Source organism: Citrobacter sp. Cpa228 (genome assembly GCF_030333085.1).
GTDB classification, from domain to species: Bacteria; Pseudomonadota; Gammaproteobacteria; order Enterobacterales; family Enterobacteriaceae; genus Citrobacter; species Citrobacter pasteurii.
The window spans coordinates 200963-221859 of sequence record NZ_JAOWGQ010000044.1 but is presented as its reverse complement, the minus strand read 5'-3'; the positions used below and the strand labels follow the sequence as shown (position 1 = coordinate 221859).

General features: G+C 51.5%; 21 protein-coding genes and 1 other RNA gene. 10 read left to right on the top strand and 12 right to left on the bottom strand.

All coding sequences use genetic code 11. The features are described 5' to 3' along the window. Positions 1–37: 37 nt before the first annotated feature. Entirely contained in the window at positions 38–3403 is a 3366-nt protein-coding gene (gene mscK, locus OGX91_RS12295) for a mechanosensitive channel MscK (RefSeq protein ID WP_005125196.1), read from the bottom strand. A gap of 127 nt (positions 3404–3530) precedes the next feature. Then, positions 3531–4181, bottom strand: a complete 651-nt coding sequence (acrR, locus tag OGX91_RS12290) for a multidrug efflux transporter transcriptional repressor AcrR (RefSeq protein WP_005125195.1) — start codon at positions 4179–4181, stop codon at positions 3531–3533. Positions 4182–4322: 141 nt separating this feature from the next. Here acrR and acrA point away from each other — a divergent pair, with 141 nt between their 5' ends. The 6 genes from acrA (at position 4323) to OGX91_RS12260 (ending at position 11123) form a co-directional block, all read left to right on the top strand. After that, positions 4323–5516: a multidrug efflux RND transporter periplasmic adaptor subunit AcrA gene (gene acrA / locus OGX91_RS12285; protein WP_040232688.1), complete on the top strand. Its 1194-nt coding sequence runs from the start codon at positions 4323–4325 to the stop codon at positions 5514–5516. A 22-nt stretch (positions 5517–5538) separates the two neighbouring features. After that, complete coding sequence (acrB, locus tag OGX91_RS12280; RefSeq protein ID WP_005125193.1) at positions 5539–8688, top strand: efflux RND transporter permease AcrB; 3150 nt, start codon at positions 5539–5541, stop codon at positions 8686–8688. Positions 8689–9175: 487 nt separating this feature from the next. Next, complete coding sequence (gene tomB, locus OGX91_RS12275; RefSeq protein WP_003021733.1) at positions 9176–9550, top strand: Hha toxicity modulator TomB; 375 nt, start codon at positions 9176–9178, stop codon at positions 9548–9550. A gap of 27 nt (positions 9551–9577) precedes the next feature. Then, the gene (gene hha, locus OGX91_RS12270) at positions 9578–9796 is read left to right on the top strand and encodes a hemolysin expression-modulating protein Hha (protein ID WP_002892050.1); all 219 of its coding nucleotides are present in this window, start codon (positions 9578–9580) and stop codon (positions 9794–9796) included. 188 nt (positions 9797–9984) lie between these two features. Next, a complete protein-coding gene (maa, locus tag OGX91_RS12265; protein ID WP_005125192.1) occupies positions 9985–10536 on the top strand; it encodes a maltose O-acetyltransferase in 552 nt (183 codons plus the stop codon). Positions 10537–10652: 116 nt separating this feature from the next. After that, a complete protein-coding gene (locus OGX91_RS12260) occupies positions 10653–11123 on the top strand; it encodes a YlaC family protein (RefSeq protein ID WP_040232692.1) in 471 nt (156 codons plus the stop codon). A gap of 77 nt (positions 11124–11200) precedes the next feature. Here OGX91_RS12260 and ykgO read toward each other — a convergent pair whose 3' ends face one another. Further along, a complete protein-coding gene (gene ykgO, locus OGX91_RS12255; RefSeq protein ID WP_005125190.1) occupies positions 11201–11341 on the bottom strand; it encodes a type B 50S ribosomal protein L36 in 141 nt (46 codons plus the stop codon). A gap of 1 nt (position 11342) precedes the next feature. Further along, positions 11343–11603, bottom strand: coding sequence for a type B 50S ribosomal protein L31 (locus OGX91_RS12250; RefSeq protein ID WP_005125189.1), 261 nt, complete (start codon positions 11601–11603; stop codon positions 11343–11345). 188 nt (positions 11604–11791) lie between these two features. On the opposite strand from OGX91_RS12250, the gene pdeB reads away from it, so the two are divergent. Continuing rightward, the gene (pdeB, locus tag OGX91_RS12245) at positions 11792–13345 is read left to right on the top strand and encodes a cyclic di-3',5'-guanosine monophosphate phosphodiesterase PdeB (RefSeq protein WP_149691425.1); all 1554 of its coding nucleotides are present in this window, start codon (positions 11792–11794) and stop codon (positions 13343–13345) included. Positions 13346–13399: 54 nt separating this feature from the next. On the opposite strand, the gene OGX91_RS12240 is transcribed toward pdeB, so the two are convergent. Beyond that, complete coding sequence (locus OGX91_RS12240) at positions 13400–13753, bottom strand: DUF1428 domain-containing protein (RefSeq protein WP_286626389.1); 354 nt, start codon at positions 13751–13753, stop codon at positions 13400–13402. Between the two features lie 64 nt (positions 13754–13817). After that, entirely contained in the window at positions 13818–14447 is a 630-nt protein-coding gene (gene yczE, locus OGX91_RS12235) for a membrane protein YczE (RefSeq protein ID WP_276683108.1), read from the bottom strand. An 86-nt stretch (positions 14448–14533) separates the two neighbouring features. Here yczE and yczR point away from each other — a divergent pair, with 86 nt between their 5' ends. Next, entirely contained in the window at positions 14534–15961 is a 1428-nt protein-coding gene (gene yczR, locus OGX91_RS12230) for a MocR-like transcription factor YczR (RefSeq protein WP_286626387.1), read from the top strand. 59 nt (positions 15962–16020) lie between these two features. Here yczR and OGX91_RS12225 read toward each other — a convergent pair whose 3' ends face one another. The 3 genes from OGX91_RS12225 to ffs form a co-directional block, all read right to left on the bottom strand. Further along, positions 16021–16239, bottom strand: a complete 219-nt coding sequence (locus OGX91_RS12225) for a hypothetical protein (RefSeq protein ID WP_005125184.1) — start codon at positions 16237–16239, stop codon at positions 16021–16023. Further along, complete coding sequence (locus tag OGX91_RS12220; protein WP_005125182.1) at positions 16236–16487, bottom strand: hypothetical protein; 252 nt, start codon at positions 16485–16487, stop codon at positions 16236–16238. Before OGX91_RS12220 ends, OGX91_RS12225 begins: the two co-directional genes overlap by 4 nt. Positions 16488–16685: 198 nt before the next feature. Beyond that, positions 16686–16782, bottom strand: an RNA gene (gene ffs / locus OGX91_RS12215) — signal recognition particle sRNA small type. 162 nt (positions 16783–16944) lie between these two features. Between ffs and OGX91_RS12210 the strand changes: the two genes are divergently transcribed. Continuing rightward, complete coding sequence (locus OGX91_RS12210) at positions 16945–17256, top strand: MGMT family protein (protein WP_003831028.1); 312 nt, start codon at positions 16945–16947, stop codon at positions 17254–17256. A gap of 31 nt (positions 17257–17287) precedes the next feature. On the opposite strand, the gene OGX91_RS12205 is transcribed toward OGX91_RS12210, so the two are convergent. Continuing rightward, a complete protein-coding gene (locus OGX91_RS12205) occupies positions 17288–17857 on the bottom strand; it encodes a YbaY family lipoprotein (protein ID WP_040232697.1) in 570 nt (189 codons plus the stop codon). A 212-nt stretch (positions 17858–18069) separates the two neighbouring features. Here OGX91_RS12205 and tesB point away from each other — a divergent pair, with 212 nt between their 5' ends. Beyond that, the gene (gene tesB, locus OGX91_RS12200; protein ID WP_005125179.1) at positions 18070–18930 is read left to right on the top strand and encodes an acyl-CoA thioesterase II; all 861 of its coding nucleotides are present in this window, start codon (positions 18070–18072) and stop codon (positions 18928–18930) included. 73 nt (positions 18931–19003) lie between these two features. On the opposite strand, the gene amtB is transcribed toward tesB, so the two are convergent. Next, positions 19004–20290 carry an ammonium transporter AmtB gene (amtB, locus tag OGX91_RS12195; RefSeq protein ID WP_040232699.1) on the bottom strand — a complete coding sequence of 429 codons (1287 nt, stop codon included), beginning with the start codon at positions 20288–20290 and terminating at the stop codon, positions 19004–19006. A gap of 31 nt (positions 20291–20321) precedes the next feature. Continuing rightward, complete coding sequence (glnK, locus tag OGX91_RS12190; protein WP_003021657.1) at positions 20322–20660, bottom strand: P-II family nitrogen regulator; 339 nt, start codon at positions 20658–20660, stop codon at positions 20322–20324. Positions 20661–20897 lie beyond the last annotated feature (237 nt).

Sequence of the window (20897 nt, the reverse complement as noted above, 5' to 3'; positions counted from 1 at the left end):
AATGAATCGAAGCTCGCAGGCCTGATGAGCTTTTCTATTAACCTACCGAAGGCGTCGGGTCGTCGCCTTTGATGATGTCACGCTTAACCTCTGTCACTGTGTCACCTTTGGCATTATGCAGATGTACTTCGAGTTGGTTAAAGGCAATATCAATGTCGTTTTCACGGCACAAACGATCGACCGCACGGTTAAGTTCATCAACCGTGTGGCTACGATCGCGCAGTTCACGCACGTATAAACGCAGTTCATGATCCAGCGTGCTGGCACCGAAAGCGGTAAAGAACACTGCCGGCTCCGGATCGTGCATCACTTTCGGGTGCTCCATCGCCGCCTGCAGCAGCACTTTCTTCACTTTGTCCAGATCAGAACCATAGGCCACGCCAATGCGGATCACCAGACGCGTGGTGGTATCAGAGAGCGACCAGTTGATCAAACGTTCCGTCACGAATGCTTTGTTCGGGATGATCACCTCTTTGCGATCGAAGTCGGTAATGGTGGTAGCACGAATTCGGATCTTGCTGACCGTTCCTGAGAACGTACCGATAGTAACCGTATCGCCGATGCGGACCGGGCGTTCAAACAGAATAATCAGGCCGGAAACAAAGTTACCGAAGATTTCCTGTAAGCCAAAACCCAGACCAACCGACAGGGCCGCTGCCAGCCACTGGAGTTTGTCCCACGATACGCCGAGCGATCCGAAGACTGTCATTGCCCCGATAGCTATAATCGCGTAATTGAGGATCGTGGTGATGGCATACGATGCGCCCTGGCGCATTTTGAGTCGCGACAGCACCAGCACTTCGAGCAGACCAGGTAAGTTGCGGATCAACGCCCACGCCACCATTGAGGCAATAATCGCAAACAACAGGCTGCCCATGGTGACGTCTTTCACCACCGCCGCCCCCGCTTCGGTGCCGTTGTAATGCCAGAGCGTAATGCTGTCGAGATAGCTGAACACGGTGATCAGATCAGACCAAATGGCCCAGAACAGGACACCAAACAGGGCAATCATCACCAGCATGGTGATACGCAGCGTTTGCTGGTTAACCTGCTCCAGCGCGATGGTCGGCTCTTCCTGCGGCTCTGCGCCCTCCGCCCCTTCTTTCACCAGGTTCTGACGACGCGCCAGCGCACGACGCCAGGCGATACGACGCGCCGCGACGCTCAATCCACGCAGCACAGTCTGGTACAGCAGGTTCCAGAGAATGACCAGATAAACCGTTTCAATCCAGCGTCCCGCCAGGCGCAGCGTGGTGTAGAAATAGCCGGTTGCCGTCAGCACCATTAATGCTATCGGGATAATAGACAACACGGTAATCGTCACCAGACGCAGACCATGCGACTCTTTATCGCGCCAGCTTTCGCGGCACATTGGCCATACCAGGAAGGCGATCAGCAGCAGGTTGAGGAAAATGACCACCTGACCCAGCACATCGTCCATCAGGTTGAGCGGCGACAGCTCAGCAATAACCGACCAGAAGTTCAACGGCAACAGCGCGAGGCTGATGCGCACAATCTGGCGACGCCAGTGGCTGGTCTGTTTCGCAGGCATGCCAAAATGACGAATCGCCACGCCATCTTTTTCCAGCACCTTCCAGCACAAACCAAACACCAGCCAGAAGACGGTCATCTTCTTGCTGAACGCCCACAGCAGGTCGCTGATATTCAACTGCATAGTCAACAAAATCAGACCTATCGCGAGGATAATCAGGCACGCCGGCAAGGCTCTGATGAGATCGATCAGAATCGATTTTGGCGTGTTGAGCTGACTATCATTACGCAGGTTACCCACCGCGGCGGCTAATTTCGCCTGATACTCTTTCAGCCATTTCAGACGCCAGCGGATGAGCCCGGCAATGAGCAGCAGCGGCAACCCCGCCAGGAACGCAATAAACACTGCGGGCCACGCTTTTTCCCAGTTCACCGTGATTTTCATCGACTTAAACTGGTCTTTAAGCGTTTGCGGGAACGCTTTGATCCAGTCCCAGTCCATCGGACGGTTACTGTTAACCCAGAAGATCTGCTGCGTGAGGATCCCTTTCAGGTTTTTCGACACGCTCATTAACTGCTGCTGGTTAATTTGCAGGTTAATCGCCATCATCAGCTGGTTACCCAGTTGCTTATTCAGCTGATCCAACAGTTCACGACGCATATCCACGACCTGCAGTAAGGCATCATGGACTTCGCCGTTAACTTCGTTGCTGTGCCCTTCTTCCAGTTTGGCGACAAACGCATCATTCTGGAACAGGGCGTCGCGCTGTTGGTTGACCTCGAACTGCTCCAGACGCAAGTCGGCGATCCGGTTGGTCATATCGGCAAGTTCATCCGCCGACGGCAGCGTTTGTTGTTGCTGATACAGAATACGCGACAGCAGCAGACTGCCTTTCAGAACGGCGATCTGTTCTTTAATGTTGCGTTCGGATTGCAGCGCGCGGTCAAGCCAGTTTTTGACTTTAATATTTTGCTGCATCAGGCTGTTGCCGTTTTCGGTCGCGGCAATCAGACGCTGGCTGAGTTGATGGTTAATATCAAGTTCTTGCTTAACTAGCGGGTTGGTCTGGATACGGGCCGCTTCGTCAGGCGTGACTGCTTCCTGCGCCGTCTTTTCGGTTAGCGTCAGACGTTTGCTGTTCACCGCTTCCTGCAGCAACTGAAGCTGATGTTCGAGACGATTCGTATTCGCCGTCACATAATCACGCTGTTTCTGCAAGGTATCCTGCAAAACAGTGTTGCCTTCCAGACTCTTACGCTGTTGATCGATCTGCGCGCTCAGCAACGCTTGCTGCGCCTGCAGCAACACCTGTTGACTGGGGCGTAATGCCGCCTCACCCACATTAGTCCCATCCAGGCGATTGCGGATTTGCTGCATTTGCTGTGATGCGGTGTACATCGCATTTTGCACGCGCTCTGGCTGCGTTTGCAGCGAGACCAACTGACTGTTGTAGGCTGCAAGGTCGTTTTGCGCACTTTGCAGATCGTCCAACACCTGGGCGACACGAGATTCAAGCTGGCGCAGAGAGAGCGTGCTCAGCGTTTTCCGCGTTTCATCGTCATTATCGACATCGCTGAGTGAATTCAACGCATCCGTTGCCTGGCGCATTTTTTCCGGCGCCTGAGCCACTTTCTGACGAAGCTGTACGGTCTCATCTTTTACGCGATCGATTTTATCCAGCGTGGCGACGGTATCGATGAGATCCTGTTGGACCAGCTTATCCTGCGCGGAGAGATCTTTTTGTTTACTCAGCGTGTCTAACTGGCTCTGGATATCCGCTTTCGTCGGCAGTTCACCACCCTGTTGCGCCCGCGCAAATGCAGATGACTGGCAGGATAGCAATAGAATGAAGAAAAGAATGCTAATAGCAATTACATGCTGTGAACGTTTATAGAGCTGCAACATAGTCATGAGAATGAATGTTTCTGAACCGGGAAAGTGACCGGAAATAGTCAAGCGGCAAGAATATCACGGCTGTGACCGGCAGAATAGCAGGAGGCAAAATGACCAGGAGAATTCCTGGTGCAGAAATGGTAGGTTAGCGTATTTCCCCTGTCTGCAGGCGCAAGGTTGGACAAAGCAGGCACATCTCCAGCAACACCGCCACGTAGTGGCGAGCCTCATTCTTCAGATCAAATGATTCAGGGGCAAATAACCAGTTCTCCATGATTCCGGAAATATAGCTACGCATTATCACCGCTACCCGACGTGTGTTCAGATTTTCCGGCAGCATGTTGACATCCATACAGTGGCGTAACGTTTTTTCTATACGGTCATAGTTTTCCAGACACAGGCTACGTTCGACTAACTGAACTGATGCTATTTCCCCGACAAATTCGCATTTGTGGAATATAATCTCCATCAATAAACGTCGGCGTTCTTCTGTCACGGTAGTTTCAAGAACGTAAATTAAAATTTCTCTTAATACTGATAGTGGATCGTCAGGGAATTTTGCCTGATACTCAGTCTCTAACTCATCAATGTTAGGTTTTGCTAGCTCCCAGATTTCACTGAATAAATCCGATTTGTTTTTGAAATGCCAATAGATTGCACCGCGCGTTACACCAGCGGCTTTTGCGATCTCCGCCAGCGAGGTGGATGATACCCCTTGCTGCGAAAACAAACGCAGAGCAACATCCAGAATGTGCTGCCGTGTTTCCTGTGCTTGTTGTTTGGTTTTTCGTGCCATATGTCAGTGAATTTACAGGTGTTAGATTTACATACATTTGTGAATGTATGTACCATAGCACGACGATAATATAAACGCAGCAATGGGTTTATGGGCTTTAAGCCATTGATCAATTTGAAATCGGACACTCGAGGTTTACATATGAACAAAAACAGAGGGTTAACGCCTCTGGCAGTCGTTCTGATGCTCTCAGGCAGCTTAGCGCTAACAGGATGTGACGACAAACAGGCCCAACAAGGGGGCCAGCAGATGCCAGAAGTTGGAGTTGTGACGCTCAAAACTGAACCTCTACAGATCACAACTGAACTCCCAGGTCGCACCAGTGCTTTTCGCATTGCGGAAGTTCGCCCTCAGGTCAGCGGTATTATCCTGAAACGTAACTTTACCGAAGGCGGCGACATTGAAGCAGGTGTGTCTCTCTATCAGATTGATCCTGCTACTTACCAAGCCGCGTACGAAAGTGCGAAAGGCGATCTGGCCAAAGCACAAGCAGCGGCAAATATCGCTCAACTGACGGTTAAACGTTATCAGAAACTGTTAGGTACGAAGTACATCAGTCAACAGGACTACGATAGCGCGCAGGCAGATGCACAACAGGCGAACGCTGCTGTTGTCGCTGCGAAAGCCGCGGTAGAAACCGCACGTATTAATCTGGCCTATACCAAAGTCACGTCACCAATCAGCGGCCGCATTGGTAAGTCATCTGTTACTGAAGGTGCACTGGTGCAAAACGGTCAGGCGACCGCACTGGCGACCGTTCAGCAGTTGGATCCCATCTATGTTGATGTGACGCAGTCCAGTAACGATTTCCTGCGCCTGAAACAAGAGTTGGCCAATGGCACGCTGAAGCAAGAGAACGGTAAAGCAAAAGTCGAACTGGTCACCAGCGACGGTATTAAATTCCCGCAGTCCGGTACGCTGGAGTTTTCGGATGTGACGGTTGATCAAACCACTGGGTCAATTACGTTACGCGCAATCTTCCCGAACCCGGATCACACCCTACTGCCGGGCATGTTCGTCCGTGCGCGTCTGGAAGAAGGGACAAACCCAACGGCGATACTGGTTCCACAGCAAGGCGTTACCCGTACACCGCGTGGCGATGCCAGTGCATTAGTTATCGGTGCTGATGACAAAGTTGAAACGCGTCAAATTGTGGCAGCACAAGCAATTGGCGACAAATGGTTAGTCACTGAAGGACTTAAGCCGGGCGACCGCGTGATTGTAAGTGGGCTGCAGAAAGTTCGTCCTGGCGCTCAGGTTAAAGCGCAGGAAGTCACCGCGGATAATAACCAGCCAGCCGCAAGCGGTAGCCAGCCTGAACAGTCCAAGTCTTAACTTAAACAGGAGCCGTTAAGACATGCCTAATTTCTTTATCGATCGCCCCATATTTGCGTGGGTGATCGCCATTATCATCATGTTGGCAGGGGGGCTCGCGATCCTCAAATTGCCGGTAGCGCAATATCCTACTATTGCACCTCCGGCAGTGACGATCTCCGCGACCTACCCTGGCGCTGATGCCAAAACAGTACAGGATACTGTTACGCAGGTTATCGAACAGAATATGAACGGTATCGATAACCTGATGTACATGTCCTCTAACAGTGACTCCACGGGTACCGTGCAGATCACCCTGACCTTCCAGTCTGGTACTGATGCGGATATCGCACAGGTACAGGTGCAGAACAAACTGCAGCTGGCGATGCCGCTGCTGCCGCAGGAAGTACAGCAGCAAGGGGTTAGCGTTGAGAAGTCATCCAGTAGCTTCCTGATGGTTGTCGGCGTTATCAACACCGATGGCACCATGACGCAGGAAGATATCTCGGATTACGTCGCCGCTAACATGAAAGACAGCATCAGCCGTACTTCAGGCGTCGGTGACGTTCAGCTGTTCGGTTCACAGTACGCGATGCGTATCTGGATGGACCCAACCGAACTGAACAAATACCAGCTTACGCCGGTAGATGTGATTTCCGCGATTAAAGCGCAGAACGCCCAGGTTGCAGCCGGTCAGCTTGGTGGTACGCCACCCGTGAAAGGCCAGCAACTGAACGCCTCTATCATTGCTCAGACGCGTCTGACCTCCACCGACGAATTCGGCAAAATTCTGCTGAAAGTGAACCAGGATGGCTCCCAGGTTCGTCTGCGCGATGTAGCGAAGATTGAACTGGGTGGTGAAAACTACGACATCATTGCGAAATTCAACGGCAAACCGGCGTCTGGTCTGGGTATCAAATTGGCTACCGGTGCGAACGCCCTGGATACTGCAGCGGCTATCCGCGCCGAACTGGTGAAGATGGAACCGTTCTTCCCGTCAGGCCTGAAAATTGTTTATCCGTATGACACAACACCGTTCGTGAAAATCTCTATTCACGAAGTTGTGAAGACACTGGCAGAAGCAATCATCCTCGTGTTCCTGGTTATGTATCTGTTCCTGCAGAATTTCCGCGCGACGTTGATTCCGACCATCGCCGTCCCGGTCGTCTTGTTGGGTACTTTTGCTGTGCTGGCAATTTTCGGCTTCTCGATAAACACGCTAACGATGTTCGGGATGGTGCTCGCCATCGGCCTGTTGGTGGATGACGCCATCGTGGTGGTCGAGAACGTTGAACGTGTCATGGCCGAAGAAGGGCTACCACCGAAAGAAGCTACGCGTAAATCAATGGGCCAGATTCAGGGCGCATTGGTGGGTATCGCGATGGTACTGTCAGCGGTATTTATCCCAATGGCCTTCTTCGGGGGTTCTACCGGTGCGATTTACCGTCAGTTCTCCATCACCATTGTTTCCGCAATGGCGTTGTCTGTACTGGTGGCGTTGATTCTGACCCCTGCCCTGTGTGCAACAATGCTTAAACCGATTGCTAAAGGCGATCACGGTGAAGGCAAAACGGGCTTCTTCGGTTGGTTCAACCGCATGTTCGATAAGAGCACGCATCACTATACCGATAGCGTAGGCGGTATTCTGCGCAGCACCGGTCGCTACCTGGCGCTGTATCTGATCATCGTCGTCGGCATGGCTTATCTGTTCGTTCGTCTGCCAAGTTCGTTCCTGCCGGATGAAGACCAGGGGGTATTCCTGTCAATGGCTCAGCTGCCAGCGGGTGCAACGCAAGAGCGTACCCAGAAGGTGCTGGATGAAATGACGGATTACTACCTGACTAAAGAAAAAGCGAACGTTGAATCGGTGTTTGCCGTTAACGGTTTCGGTTTTGCGGGTCGTGGTCAGAACACCGGTATCGCATTCGTCTCTCTGAAAGACTGGAGTGAACGCCCGGGCGAAGAGAACAAAGTTGAGGCCATTACTCAACGTGCGATGGGTGCATTCTCGCAGATTAAAGACGCCATGGTCTTTGCCTTTAACCTGCCGGCCATTGTGGAATTGGGTACTGCTACCGGTTTCGACTTCCAGTTAATTGACCAGGCAGGCCTGGGCCATGAGAAACTGACGCAGGCGCGTAACCAGCTGTTTGGTGAAGTCGCGAAGCATCCTGATCTGTTAGTCGGCGTACGTCCTAACGGTCTGGAAGATACACCGCAATTCAAGATCGATATCGATCAGGAAAAAGCGCAGGCTCTGGGTGTTTCCATTAGCGACATTAATACAACGCTGGGCGCTGCATGGGGCGGAAGCTACGTAAACGACTTCATCGACCGTGGTCGTGTTAAGAAAGTTTACGTCATGTCTGAAGCCAAATACCGTATGTTGCCGGAAGATATTGGAAACTGGTATGTCCGTGGTAGCGATGGACAAATGGTGCCGTTCTCTGCGTTCTCTTCCTCGCGTTGGGAATATGGTTCACCGCGTCTGGAACGCTATAACGGTCTGCCTTCCATGGAAATCCTGGGCCAGGCCGCACCGGGTAAAAGTACCGGTGAAGCGATGGCAATGATGGAGCAACTGGCCAGCAAACTGCCATCCGGTATCGGCTATGACTGGACGGGCATGTCCTACCAGGAACGGCTGTCCGGTAACCAGGCACCTGCCCTGTATGCGATTTCACTGATCGTCGTCTTCCTGTGTCTGGCGGCATTGTACGAGAGCTGGTCAATTCCGTTCTCCGTTATGCTGGTCGTTCCGCTGGGGGTTATCGGTGCGCTGCTGGCGGCAACGTTCCGTGGTTTGACCAACGACGTTTACTTCCAGGTGGGCCTGCTCACAACCATTGGGTTGTCGGCGAAGAACGCGATATTGATCGTCGAATTCGCCAAAGACTTGATGGATAAAGAAGGTAAAGGCCTGGTAGAAGCGACGTTGGACGCAGTTCGTATGCGTTTACGTCCGATTCTGATGACATCGTTAGCCTTTATCCTCGGCGTAATGCCGCTGGTTATCAGCTCCGGCGCAGGTAGTGGCGCACAGAACGCCGTCGGTACTGGCGTAATGGGCGGGATGGTCACCGCAACCGTATTGGCTATCTTCTTTGTTCCGGTGTTCTTTGTGGTGGTCCGCCGCCGCTTTAGCCGCAAGAACGAAGATGTTGAACATAGCCACTCAGTTGAGCATCATTGATACATTCCTAAAGATAAGGCCGCGCAAGCGGCCTTTTTTCTGGAAAAAAATCATAAAAAATGCTTATTGCGATTTCGTTTATTTTCTCTTGTTTAAATAAGCGATATAATCCTTGTGAGTTTAAAGGCCATTCTTAAAAAACGTCACTAACCATTATTTACTTAAATAAATATTAAGACTATTCCTAGTTTTCGTTCACGGAGTCGGTTGTCGCCTTTCGTTGCTAAACCTAAACAAGATAACGTGATGATTGGCCGGGAATAAAGAAGTTGTTCCATTTCGAATACCGGCATTTATCTGTTAAAATGTAAAAATGGACTGCATCATAATTTTACATAATTGTAATTTTTCGTGATATGACGATGAAATCTTTTTTAGAGTAGATTATAGTTAAATCATCAGGAGTCGCGGGCAAGTTCCAGGTCGTTTGTTGTATCCATCCCGAAAGGTGTTCGGTTAGTCTAAACCACTAAGAAGGGGATGCGTTATGGATGAATACTCACCGAAAAGACATGATATCGCGCAGCTTAAATTTCTCTGCGAAACCCTGTATCATGACTGTCTTGCAAACCTTGAACAAAGCAACCATGGTTGGGTAAATGACCCTACCTCCGCAACCAGCTTGCAGCTCAATGAACTGATAGAGCATATTGCAACCTTCGCACTTAATTATAAAATTAAGTACAATGAGGACAATAAGCTGATCGCGCAGATTGATGAATACCTGGATGACACTTTTATGTTGTTCAGTAGTTATGGTATTAATACGCAGGATCTGCAGAAATGGCGGAAGTCAGGTAATCGACTGTTTCGCTGTTTTGTCAATGCCACCAGGGCTAATCCTGTCAGTTTGTCTTGTTAAAAATTATTACAATCATAGGTAAGAGTTATGTCCGATAAACCATTAACTAAAACAGATTATTTGATGCGCCTGCGACGCTGTCAAACAATTGACACGCTTGAACGTGTTATTGAGAAAAATAAATATGAATTGTCTGACAATGAACTGGCTGTATTTTACTCAGCCGCCGATCATCGTCTTGCTGAATTGACAATGAATAAGCTCTACGACAAGATCCCAACATCTGTTTGGAAATTTATTCGTTAATTGCTCATGAGGTTAAGTCAGGTATCGCGAAACATTTGTTTGTCTGACTGACCATTTCCCGTACCAACAACCATTATTTAATTCAAATCACGTGATTACGATCACAGTGAGAAAACGGGAACGTTCCCCTTTCCTGCATTGCGTTTTACTGTACTGTGACGGCCTATCAGCAAACGGGAAAGTTCGTAATGAGTGAAGATAAGAAAAAGATGATCGCCGGCGAATTGTATCGCCCGGCAGATGAAACGTTGCGCAACGACCGTCTCCGCGCACGCCAACTCATCCACCGATACAATGCCACCGCACCCGATGCGCAGAGTGAACGTCAGGCTATCTTGCGCGATCTGTTGGGGCAAAGCGAAGGCGCTTACATTGAGCCCTCTTTTCGTTGCGACTACGGGTATAACATTTATCTCGGCAAAGCGTTTTACGCCAACTTCGACTGCGTCATGCTTGATGTCTGCCCAATCCACATCGGTGATAACTGTATGTTGGCACCGGGAGTCCATATCTATACGGCAACTCATCCACTGGACGCTAACGAACGCAACAGCGGGGTTGAACTAGGGAAACCTGTAACCATCGGGAATAATGTCTGGATCGGTGGTCGCGCAGTAATAAATCCGGGTGTAACACTGGGCGACAACGTGGTTGTGGCGTCAGGGGCGGTGGTGACTAAAAGCGTTCCGGCAAACACCGTCGTCGGAGGCAATCCGGCACGGATCATCAAAACACTGTGATCTGATATGTAACTGTTATGCTAAATTGTGGTTAATCTGTTACTTTTCTCAGACGGTATCCCCTTTTAAAATAGGCTGATCCCTCCTGACTATTGCAGACTTCACGAAGGCAAGAGATGACAGAAATACAACGCCTGCTTACCGAAACCATCGACGACTTAAATATTCGTGAAAAGCGCGACAACAAACCGCGCTTTAGCATCAGCTTTATTCGTAAACATCCTGGGCTATTTATCGGCATGTATGTTGCGTTTTTTGCCACGCTGGCGGTTATGCTGCAATCAGAAACGCTGGTCGATTCGGTATGGCTGTTGGTTGTACTGTTCGCCTTACTCAACGCCTTTTTCTTTTTTGACGTTGCGCCACGTTACCGCTTTGAAGACATTGACGTACTGGATTTCAGAGTCTGCTATAACGGTGAATGGTACAACACGCGCTTTGTGCCACCTTCGCTCATCGACACTATCCTGCACTCTCCCCAAGTCGACAGTGAGCATAAGGCCCAACTGCAAAAAATGATAACGCGGAAAGGCGAACTGTCATTTTATGATGTCTTCACACTAACCCGCGCGCAGGCCAGTCAGTAATCACGCCCTGTCACACACAAAAAAAGTGCGTCCCCCGAGGGGAACGCACTTCAGTCCCTGTAATGCTGGCAAAGTGACTAACGTCTTTTTTTACGACCCTGTACCGCTTTAAAACGCGGATTCGTTTTGCAGATAACGTACAAACGCCCTTTGCGTTTGACTATCTGGCAGTCAGGGTGCCGCTGCTTTGCGCTGCGAAGTGAATTGAGTACCTGCATCTTAACCTCGCTTAGTGCCAATGAAGTGGCCGAAACGTTTCTGGAAACGAGCCGCGCTGCCTTCGTTATCGAAGGTTTTCTGTTTACCGGTGTAGTACGGATGTGACTTAGACGAGATATCAAGCGTTACGTACGGGTACATTTGCCCCTCGAACTCAATCTCGCGTTCGGTTTTGATCGTCGAACCGACCTTAAAGTATTCATTGGCGCTAGTATCGTGAAACACTACCGGGCGATAAAAAGGGTGGATATCCGGTTTCATGGCAACCTCAATTTGTTACGTTATAACATACTCAACAAAATACACCACTCTTGTACGAATCACAACCCGATTTACGTTGTGGGTTATTAAACGGGATGATTAGTGGCCGTAAATATATGATGCCAATCGAATAGCTTTTTCGGCTTTCAGATATACTTTCCCTATGCTGTGTAAATAAGGATATCACTGTGACAACACGACATCTGATAAGCCTGGTGACAGGGGTACTGTTTCTTTCCATCCTCGCCCCCGTAGGTTTAAGCCTGTGGCTGGCGCATCGTCAGGTTGAAACGAAATTTATCGATGAACTCGATATGTTCTCCACACGCGTCGCATTGCGTACAGAACGCGTTGGCGAACAAGCTAAAAAAGCCTTACGCAGTATCGAGACCTTTCAGGGCGTGCCATGCAGCGACGAACATTTGCTGGAAATGCGCCGTTTGTCATACAGTTACCGTAATATTCAGGAAGTGCTGTACCTTAAAGATAACGTTCCGCAATGCTCATCCCTGGAAAAAAGAAGCCAGGCAGTCGCATTTCCTCCGGCAATGAAAGTCACGCCCGATGGCTATCGCGCCTGGCTAACTTCGCAAAACGACCTCGGAATACAGCGTTTTATGGCGGCGCTCGGCAGCGAACATTATGTCGTGATGATCGATCCGGGATCGTTCATTGATGTCATCCCATTTGGTTCATGGCCAATCGAAGTCGCCATTGTGGGTACAGTAAGCAACGTCGTGGTGGCCAGTAGTGCAGATCTCCCTTTAGACGTGTTACATCATCTGCAAAAAGACCGTTCTATCAGCCATTTTCAAAAAGAGGGCAGTATTTATAATTCTCGCCCTTTCCCCGAGCTGGGCATCACTATCGTAAGCTGGGCGTCGGCATTACCTTTGCAAAAATTCTGGCACCGACAGGCGTTGATCTGGCTCCCGGCAGGGCTCATTATTGGCCTGCTCACCGCCCTCTTTATTCTGCGTATTTTGCGCCGCTTGCAGTCCCCCCATCACCAATTGCAAGACGCCATTCAAAACCGGGCTATCAAGGTCCATTACCAGCCCATTATTTCGCTCAAAACAGGAAAGGTTGTGGGTGCAGAAGCACTGGCCCGCTGGCGACAAGCTGACGGTAGCTATCTCTCACCCGATATTTTTATCCCCCTGGCCGAAGAAACCGGCCTGACAGAACCACTCACACGTTTGATTATTGAAAACGTCTTCGAGGATCTAGGGAAATGGCTACATCAACACCCTCAACAGCATATATCACTCAACCTTGAGTCGGCCGATTTGAAGTCCGAAACGCTTCCGGCGCTGCTAAGTCGCATGGTTAACCACTGGCAACTAAAACCCGCACAAATTGCCCTGGAACTGACTGAGCGTGAATTTGCTGACCCGAAAAACAGTGCACCGTTTATCGCCAAATACCGCCAGGCTGGCCACCCTATTTATATTGATGATTTTGGTACAGGCTATTCCAGCCTGAGCTATTTGCAGGATCTGGATGTCGACGTCCTGAAGATAGACAAATCGTTTGTTGATGCGCTGGAATACAATAACGTCACGCCACATATTATCGAGATAGCCAAAACGCTGAAGCTGGAAATGGTGGCAGAAGGCATCGAGACCGAGAATCAGGAAAGCTGGCTACGTCAACATGGCGTACAGTATGGTCAGGGCTGGCTGTACAGCAAAGCACTGCCAAAGGCGGAATTTATTCTGTGGGCGGAAAAACGACTTTAGCCTGACGCTGGCGTGTATTGAGATGGCTGGCGGCACGCCGCACAGCCAGTCACGTCACTCTTCCATAATGGGCGAGAATCCACCGTAGATCATTCGCTTGCTATCAAATGGCATAGATTCACCAAACTCCTTCATACGGGGATCGGACATCATCTTCTGGTTCGCCGCATCGCGGACTTCTTTGGAAGGGTATTCAATCCAGCTGAATACCACTTCTTCATGATCCTGCGCTTTTACCGCCAGACGAAAATCGGTCAACTTACCGTCGGGAACATCATCTGCCCAACACTCCACCACACGCAATGCACCGAACTCCTTGAAAAGCGGAGCTGCTTTTGCCGCCATCGCAATGTACGCCTCCTTGTTTTCAGCGGGTACGGCGACCACAAAGCCATCAACATACTTCATCAGAAAAACCTCCGAAGTGTACTGCGCGGCAAGCCGATTCCGGCCGCGTCAGTCGAGGTTAAGTTTAGTCGCCAGCAGACGATTGTGCCCCAGGCGCATTCCTGGGGCGGATACGCGACTGCGGCTGATGGCGAAACCACGGCAGGCAAATCTGAATGAGCGGCCCGATAGCCAGCGCATACAGCACCGTCCCAACCCCGACGGTTCCCCCCAGCAGCCAGCCGATCAGCAGCACTGACACTTCAATTGCGGTGCGAATTCGTCGTACTGGCCAGCCGGTACGCGCATGAATGCCGGTCATCAAGCCGTCACGTGGGCCCGCACCAAAACCGGCGCCAATGTACAGACTGGTGGCTAACGCGTTCAGGATCACCGCCGCAACCAGCAGTCCACTGCGCGTCAGTAGCGATTCAAATCCAGGGATCACCGCCAGCGCGGCATCTGCCGCCAAACCAATCATAATGACATTGCTGAGAGTGCCAAATCCGGGGCGCTGGCGCAGTGGTATCCATGCCAGCAGAACCAGTCCCCCCACGGCGATGATCACCAGGCCGATATTCATCGATAATAGATTTGCCACGCCCAGGTGAAATACGTTCCATGGGTCAGCCCCTAAATCTGCACGTACAAACATCGCCGTCGACACACCGTACAGCGTCAGCCCAATAAACAGCTGAAGTAAACGACGCAGCATAATTTTCTCCTCACCTCTCAGATAGCTTTCATCTTCACCGCAATTGGCACTATGATTAATGTCCAGTTTTCAAAAAGTGGACTGCTATGTCATCTCGCCGTTATGGAAGCCAGTCCCTGCAGCGCCTGCTTGGGCACTGGCAGGAGACCCCCTCGCGTACACCTATCTGGCGACAGTTGGCAGAGGCACTGCGCCTGCTGATCCTGGATGGTCGATTGGCGCTGGATACCCGCTTACCCGGCGAACGCGAGCTCGCTGCCGTTCTGGAAGTGAGCCGAACTACCATCGCCAGCGCCATGGCGCAACTGCGTGAGGAGGGATATCTGGAAAGCCGTCATGGGAGCGGCTCACGGGTGATCCTGCCGGAACACATTCGTCATGTGCCGACGCGAACCAGTACCGGCACAGCGCTGGATTTGTCCACGGCGGCGCTGAGTGCCGGTCCCGAAATTCACCAGGCTTACCAACAAGCGCTGTTTGCGATGCCGCAGCATTTGCTAAGCTCCGGGTATCTGCCGCAGGGACTGGCGGTTTTGCGTGAATCCATCGCCCGGCATTATTGCGAGCGCGGGCTCCCAACGCAGCCCGATGAGATTATGGTGGTGAACGGCGCAGTCAGCGGTCTGGCGCTGATCCTGCGTTTACTCACCGGCCCCGGCGATCGCGTAGTGGTCGATCACCCCACGTATCCGCTGGCGATTGCAGCAATACAAGGGGCGTCATGTCGCCCCGTCGGCGTTTCGCTGCCTGAGCACGGTTGGGATACAGCGGGTCTGGTTGCCACCCTCGCGCAAACAGCCCCGAGAATGGCCTATCTGATGCCGGACTTTCACAACCCGACCGGACGCTGTATGGACGCCGCAACTCGCCAGGTCGTGGCGGACATTGCGGAAAGAACCCGTACCACGCTGGTGGTCGATGAGACCATGGTAAACCTGTGGTATGACGCCCCGCCTCCGCCTCCACTTGCTGCATTCAATCGCGATGCGCCGGTAATCCTACTGGGATCGGCGGGGAAAAGTTTTTGGGGCGGGTTACGTCTGGGCTGGATTCGGGCCTCGTCGCGTACCATCGCTGCGCTGGTACAGACTCGCGACACATTTGATTTAGGATCACCAGTACTTGAACAGCTTGCCACGGGTTGGTTGCTGGACAATGCGGCCGATTTTCTTCCCAACAGACGGCAATTGCTCACCACCCGGCGCGATCTGTGCCATGACCTGATGGAGACACATTTCCCGGATTGGCAGTTTACTCAACCGCAGGGGGGGCTCTCTTTCTGGGTTGAATTACCCGATACGCTGGCGACGTTGTTTGCCACCCGCGCCGAAAGTGCAGGTATTCAGATGGGTACCGGGACGCGTTTTGGCCTGGATGGCGCATTCGATCGCTTTTTGCGTATGCCCTTCGCACTGCCCGATGACACAATGCGCTCGGCTTTCCGGACGTTGCAACCCATTTGGGACAACCTACGTTTACAGGCAAGTCACGGGAAAATGCGCAAAATAATCTAAGCGACGAGTCAAAGGACTCGTCCTTGAATAGCGTGATGGACGAGGATGTCCCGGCAATATTACCGCTGAGGAGGAACCGGGAACCCCTTCAGGGAAATCACAAAATTCTCGCCGTCTTTCTTAATTTTCGCCCCGGCATCGCACCAGTCAGAAGCGATACGAAAGAACTCATCGCTGCCGACATTCCAGCTCAAACGAACATGTTTAACATAACCGGAACGTAGCAATTCACAGGCTTCGCCATAATTACAGGCGGTTGAGAGCGGTTGTTGTTTCATTTTTTCTTCTTCAGTAATCTGCGCAGCGCTTTGATTTCTTTAGGAGTCAGTGCTTCAACCACGGATTCTTCCGTATGCTGGCTATCAATATCCTCAGCGGAGACTCCCGCCTCTTCAATGGCGGAAAACGCGATAAGCAGCAATTTTTCCGTCGAGATACTTAGGTTCTCATTATTCACTTCAGCGTAATGACGCAGCTTTTCTTTTAGCGCCTCATCAATTTTGACATTCAATACTGCGGTCGACATCGTAGAAAATCCTTGTGGTCAGCCAAAACACACCGGATGTAAGACCATGTCGTTACAGCGCGATGGCAGCGGCAAAAGCATCAAATAACATCCCTGAAACACATTGACAGCATTTGATGACAATAAAATGACAATACGATGACAAAGAAAAGAAGATGAGAAGAACTGAGATTGCCGGACGGCAGAATTGGGTGGGGGCCCTGCCAGCTACATCCCGGCACACACGTCATCTGCCCTGGCTGCTTCCTTCCGGACCTGACCTGGTGAACAGAGTAGCGTTGCGGGAGAACCAACAGAGCCCCCATTGAGAGCGTTGTTAACCAACGCGCAGGCGCATTATCACTTCTGCACCCTGTAATTGCAACCCATCACGCATCGGATGCTGTTTTCTTGTGCAATGAAGCTTCACTACCTCGTCATTCGGGATTATGCTGGAGGATTAGCGCAGGAATAAACGATGGATATACAAGACTCTTTCCCTCAACGCGTCTGGCAAATCGTTGCCTCAATCCCCGAAGGATTCGTCACCACCTATGGCGATGTCGCCAGGCTTGCTGGCTCACCGCGCGCTGCACGTCAGGTGGGCGGTGTACTCAAGCGACTACCCGAAGGCAGCACTCTACCCTGGCATCGAGTGGTCAATCGCCATGGTACCATTTCGCTGACGGGGCCAGACCTGCAACGACAGCGTCAGGCGTTGCTGGCGGAAGGTATTGTGGTTTCAGGGAGTGGACAAATCGATTTACAGCGCTATCGCTGGGTGTACTAACCCCCTCCGGATGGAGAGGGTTAGAATGCCCTTAGTACTGTGTCGGGGCAGGAACTGCGGAAGACGGATTCACCTGCGTGGGTGACGTTGACGGTACCGTTGTCGCGGCACCACCGTTCGCCTGTACTGGAACGGCCGTTTGCTGTACAGGGACCAGCGTCAGGTCAGCTTTTGTCCCCCCCTGATTAATGACCGTCTGCACGGTATCAGTAATAAAGACCAGTTTATCATTCACCGTAATCGCCGCACTCAGCAGAATACGGGCGTTCGGCTGAATATCTGCCGGGTTAAACGGGAGCACGAAGCTGAATGGCGCTTGTTTACCCTCGGTACGCACAACTTTTTGCGACAGCACTTTTGACGGTGCATCGGCAAGCGATGCATCTGACAGTGTGACGGTCAGCACGGCATCCGGCGGTAAGGCAACTTTCTGGCGGATCCACACCGTACCAGACACATTCGGCTGTTGAATTTTTGACTGTGTGTCAGCAATTGACGTATTAGGACTTGGTGCAGGTGTTTGAATATCCGCACTTTTACCAGCACAGGCCGCCAGAGCAACCGCAACCGCTAAACCACTTACCATGTGCACGAGTTTCATTAAATTCTCCTTCTCATCTATGCACCAGCGAGAACTTTCCTCGCCAGAAGAGTGGTTAACAAAAACATAACATGACTAAGTGTGGCACAAATTAGCAATTTCTGCTTGTAATAGGCCTGTAATTCAGACAATTGCACCCATCGGACCACTTTCAAAATTGCGTTATACTCTGCCTACCTCGCTGCGAGAAGGCTATTACCTGGAGAGCACGTATGAGTCTGGCACTGAAAAATTTGCTGGCATTGTTAAATCTGGAAAAAATTGAAGAAGGACTCTTTCGGGGCCAAAGTGAAGACTTAGGGTTACGTCAGGTTTTTGGGGGTCAGGTTGTCGGTCAGGCGTTGTACGCCGCGAAAGAGACCGTGCCGGAAGAGCGTCTGGTGCACTCCTTCCACAGCTATTTTTTACGTCCGGGCGATAGCCAAAAGCCCATCATCTATGATGTCGAGGTGCTGCGCGATGGTAACAGCTTCAGCGCCCGCCGCGTTGCCGCGATCCAGAATGGCAAACCCATTTTTTATATGACCGCCTCTTTCCAGGCACCAGAAGATGGGTTTGAGCATCAAAAAGAGATGCCGGCAGCACCTGGCCCTGAAGAGCTAAAATCAGAAACGGAAATTGCCCGTTCGGTCGCTCACCTGCTGCCGCCGCTGTTGAAAGAAAAATTTATCAACGACCGCCCGCTGGAAGTCCGTCCAGTGGAATTTCATAATCCGTTAAAAGGTCACGTTGCCAACCCGACTCGCCAGGTGTGGATCCGTGCTAACGGCACGCTGCAGGACGATCTGCGTGTTCATCAGTATCTGCTTGGTTACGCCTCTGATCTGAACTTCCTGCCTGTTGCTTTACAACCGTATGGCATTGGTTTTCTGGAAAAAGGGATTCAGATCGCCACCATTGACCATTCCATGTGGTTCCACCGTCCGTTCAATATCAATGAGTGGCTGCTGTATAACGTCGAGAGTACTTCGGCCTCCGGTGCCCGGGGCTTTGTTCGCGGGGAGTTTTATACCCAGGACGGCGTGCTGGTCGCCTCTACCGTGCAGGAAGGAGTCATGCGTAATCGCAATTGATGTCTTATCCGGCCTACAGACTACATCGTCGTAGGCCGGATAAGCGTTTAGCGCCATCCGGCGGATTGAAACATCAGGCGTTGTAAGCGTTCTCGCCGTGGCTGTTCACATCCAACCCTTCGCGCTCCTGCTCTTCCGGTACGCGCAGGCCTACCGTCATGTCCGCCAGCTTATAGCCGATAAATGCCACGACACCGGACCAGACAATGGTGATCGCCACGCTTTCCAGTTGCACCAGCAACTGATGCCCCATGGTCACACCCTCGGCAAAGCCCACGCCACCCAGAGAGCTGGCAGCGAAAACGCCGGTCAGGATACAGCCGACAATACCGCACACGCCGTGAACGCCAAACACGTCACACGGATCGTCCACGCGCAGAAAACGTTTCAGCATGGTTACGCCCCACAGGCCAGCCAGTCCCGCAACGACACCGATAATCAGCGCACCGCCGACACCGATATAGCCACAGGCAGGTGTCACGCCTACCAGACCGGCAATGGCGCCAGAACACGCGCCCAGCAGAGACGGTTTGCCACGCAGCGCCCATTCGCCGAAGATCCAGCCGAGAATAGCGGCCGCAGTAGCAACCACGGTATTGACGAAGGCCAGTGCAGCGATTTCATTCGCCATACCCGCAGAACCAGCGTTAAAGCCAAACCAACCAATGTAAAGGATAGCGGTACCGGTGAAGACCATCGGCAGATTGTGCGGTTTAAAGGCTTCTTTACCAAAACCGACGCGTTTGCCAATCAGATACGCACCCACCAGGCCGGCAATCGCGGCGTTGATATGTACTACCGTGCCGCCTGCAAAATCCAGTGCGCCATGGGAAGCCAGCAAGCCGCCGCCCCAGACCATATGGGCAATAGGGATATAGGATAGCGTTAACCACACCACCACAAAAATCAGCACCGCAGAGAAGCGAATACGTTCAGCCAGTGCCCCGACGATGAGTCCCACGGTGATGCAGGCGAACGAGCCCTGAAAAGCAACGTGAATGTACTGGTAGAAGCTCCCCGTGACCGCCGTCAGCGCGATATTCTTCAGCAATACCCAGTTGAAGTTGCCGAAGAAATTATTCCCCTCGCCAAAGGCCAGTGAGTAGCCATAAACCACCCATAAAATACAAACCAGGGCAAATGTCACCGTAACCTGGGTCAGCATCGACAACACGTTCTTACCGCGAATTAAACCGCCGTAGAACAGCGCAATGCCAGGGATGGTCATAAACAGCACCAGCGCGGTACAGATCATCATAAAAGCGTTATCGGCTTTATCCGCGACCGCTGGTGCCGCCATCGCCAGTCCCGGCAGCAGCGCCAGTGATGCAATACCCGTTTTCATCGTTGCTATCTTCATTTTTTGGTTTCCTATCACTGTGTGCCAGACGTTACAGTGCGGCTTCGTCGGCTTCGCCGGTACGAATACGAATCACGCGTTGTAGCTCGGCGACGAAGATTTTGCCGTCGCCAATTTTTCCGGTGTAGGCAGCCTTACTGATGACATCAATTACGCCATCCAGTTGGTCATCAGCAATTGCCACATCAATCTTCACTTTGGGTAGGAAGTTGACGCTGTATTCAGCTCCCCGGTACAACTCGGCATGACCTTTTTGTCGGCCAAACCCCTTCACTTCGGTGACGGTCAGCCCCTGAATACCAATAGACGACAATGCTTCACGGACGTCTTCCAGTTTGAACGGTTTGATTACCACGGTAACCAGCTTCATAGATCCCCTCCAGTCAGAATTCAGTAGTGCTGCAGATACACATGCTGAACAATGCAAGGGGTGTGCCAGGAATGGAAAACGCGGGATGATTTAGCCGCACGGGGTACGGCGAGGATAGAAAAAGAAAAAACGCACTATAACGGTGCATAGTGCGTTACATTTTTGCACCAGATTGTTGATTGCAGGATGGCGGCAAAACCGCTTTCTCTGGCCTACGAAACCACACTGGCTGCAGGC